The organism is Okeania sp., assembly GCF_983059655.1.
Window position 1 is genome coordinate 1 of record NZ_CEZPJD010001039.1, and the last position, 2305, is coordinate 2305.

At 30.5% G+C, this 2305-nt stretch carries 1 protein-coding gene; it reads left to right on the forward strand.

Annotated elements, in window-relative coordinates:
* Positions 1-942: 942 nt before the first annotated feature.
* On the forward strand, positions 943-2305 hold a 1363-nt coding region (locus AC3DU7_RS31535; RefSeq protein WP_488043172.1), incomplete at its 3' end, for a UPF0182 family protein.

Consider the following 2305-nt stretch of genomic DNA (forward strand, 5'->3'; position numbering starts at 1 on the left):
AGTATTATTCCTTTCCCTGAAGCTACTTATAAAAGTTTAATTGCAGGAGCCGATCAGGCACTTTATCAAGCAAAACAAAAAGGTAGAAATCGAGTGATTCCCTATGTAGGTGATATAATTATTAATTAACTAAAGTATTAAATCTAAAATTGAAAATCATCAAATATAGCAATCCTATTTTATTCGTGTCAAAAATCTTACTGCTTTTTAGGGAATAGGGAACAGGGAACAGGTAAGAGTTTCAGTTTTTTTATCTACTTTTTGATTTGTCGCAACCTATTTAGGATTGCTATATAATTTTTGATAAGTTTTCCTAGTACATGACTATTATAGTTAATGTAATGTATATAATATCAACGTAAGCATTCAGCCGTCAGCCATCAACTATCAACTATTGCTTTTAATTTTAGGACAAAAGCTTTATTAATTGTCTTATTACAAAAGTTGGTTCCCTTGCTCTTAAAGTCAACTGTTAATTTAACAACTGTTCAATAACAGAGAGTTTTGTTGCTGTTAACGCAGTTCCTCCGGAGGAGGCTAGCTGATAGCTAATAGCTGTTTGCGCAGCATTCCGTAGGAAATATTTACATATCAACACCCATATTTTATACTACTTAAAAAAAAAGGATGTTATGAATAATTAGTGCTATTAAAAGACTTGATATTAAATGTCTATTGGACAAAAAAGATAATTTACAACATCAAAAATGGTATTAAACCTATTAGACATCTCCAAAAATCAAAAATAAAATCAATTATCACACATAAGTTATCAATTCTTTCTCCCTACTGCCTACTGCATACTGCCTACTCCCTCTTTTCTGGAGATGTCTATTAATTATGATGTAAGCATTTCCTGCGGAATGCTGCCCAAGCACTAATGTTAATAGCTGAATGCTTACATTTTGACTTATGACTTATTATTTATGACTCCTGACTTATATGAAATTTAATATTCTTTACAGACTAAAACTTAGGTCATCCAAAGCACTAGAAAATCTCAACTTCCTACAGATAGTAACGATATTTTTCATTCTATTGGGATTGTGGGTAATATTTGATTTATCTACTAATATATTGGCTGAATTTTTATGGTTTGAAGAACTGAATTATTTGCCTGTCCTAATAACTAAATTACAAACTGAAACTTTGTTATGGATAATTACTTTTGTAATTACATCAGTCTTCTTTTTAGCAAACCTCAGACTAGCGAGTATATTTAAATATCCAAAAAATCACAATCGAAAAACCGAAATATATGAAGAAATGATGCTAATTCCACCAGTAACTATGCCATCAAGTAAGTTGCGTATTGAACCTTCGTTTAATCTAGGCTGGTTGTTATGTTTAGTATTAGGATTAATTTTATTAATAGGACTTATTCTCACCCATTATATTCAGGTATTTACTGATTATTGGCATCCTGATTTCACAGTTGCGAAGGTATCTCCACAAATTCCTGCAGCATTGAGCATAGAATCAATGTGGCAAATATTCAGTCAAATACCGTCTAACTGGTGGCTATTAGGATTATTTATTGTATTAGGTATTATTGTTATTATTAATCCCATATTATGGTTAAGTATATTTGCGATAGTACTAAGTTTAATTTTTAGTTTTATTCTTTCAAGTCATTGGGGAAATATATTACAACTATTTAATGCTACTGCTTTTGCTGAAAAAGAAGATTTATTTAATATCAATATCAGTTTTTATGTTTTTCAAATTCCAGTATTACAATTATTAAAATTTTGGTTAATAGGATTATTTTTATATGGACTAGTTGCTTGTACTCTCATCTATTTATTGTCTGGAAATAGTCTGAGTAAAGGCAATTTTCATCAATTTTCTCACCAACAACAACGACATCTTCATACTTTAGGTGGAGGTTTTATATTAACCATAGCCTATAGTTACTTTCTAGCTTGCTTTGAATTAGTTTATTCTGAGCGTGGTGTCATCTATGGTGCTGGCTACACAGATGTCAAAGTTCAGCTTCCTGCTTACATATTTTTGACAGTTTTAGCATTATTAATTGCATTATTTTTGTTTTGGCAAGCAATTTTTTCTATTAAAGATATTCAGCCTTATATTGAAGCAAGTCTCAGATTTTTACGTTTGAGTAGAAGAAGGAAAAAAAAGAGAAAATTGAGTGCAAAACTATTTTCTGACAGTTATTCATTAAGAGCTATATTAACATGGTATTTAATCACAGCAGTAGTTACTGGTTGGTTATTACCAAAAATTGTCCAAATAACCATGGTACAACCTAACGAAATAGACCGAGAAAGTCCATATATTAAAC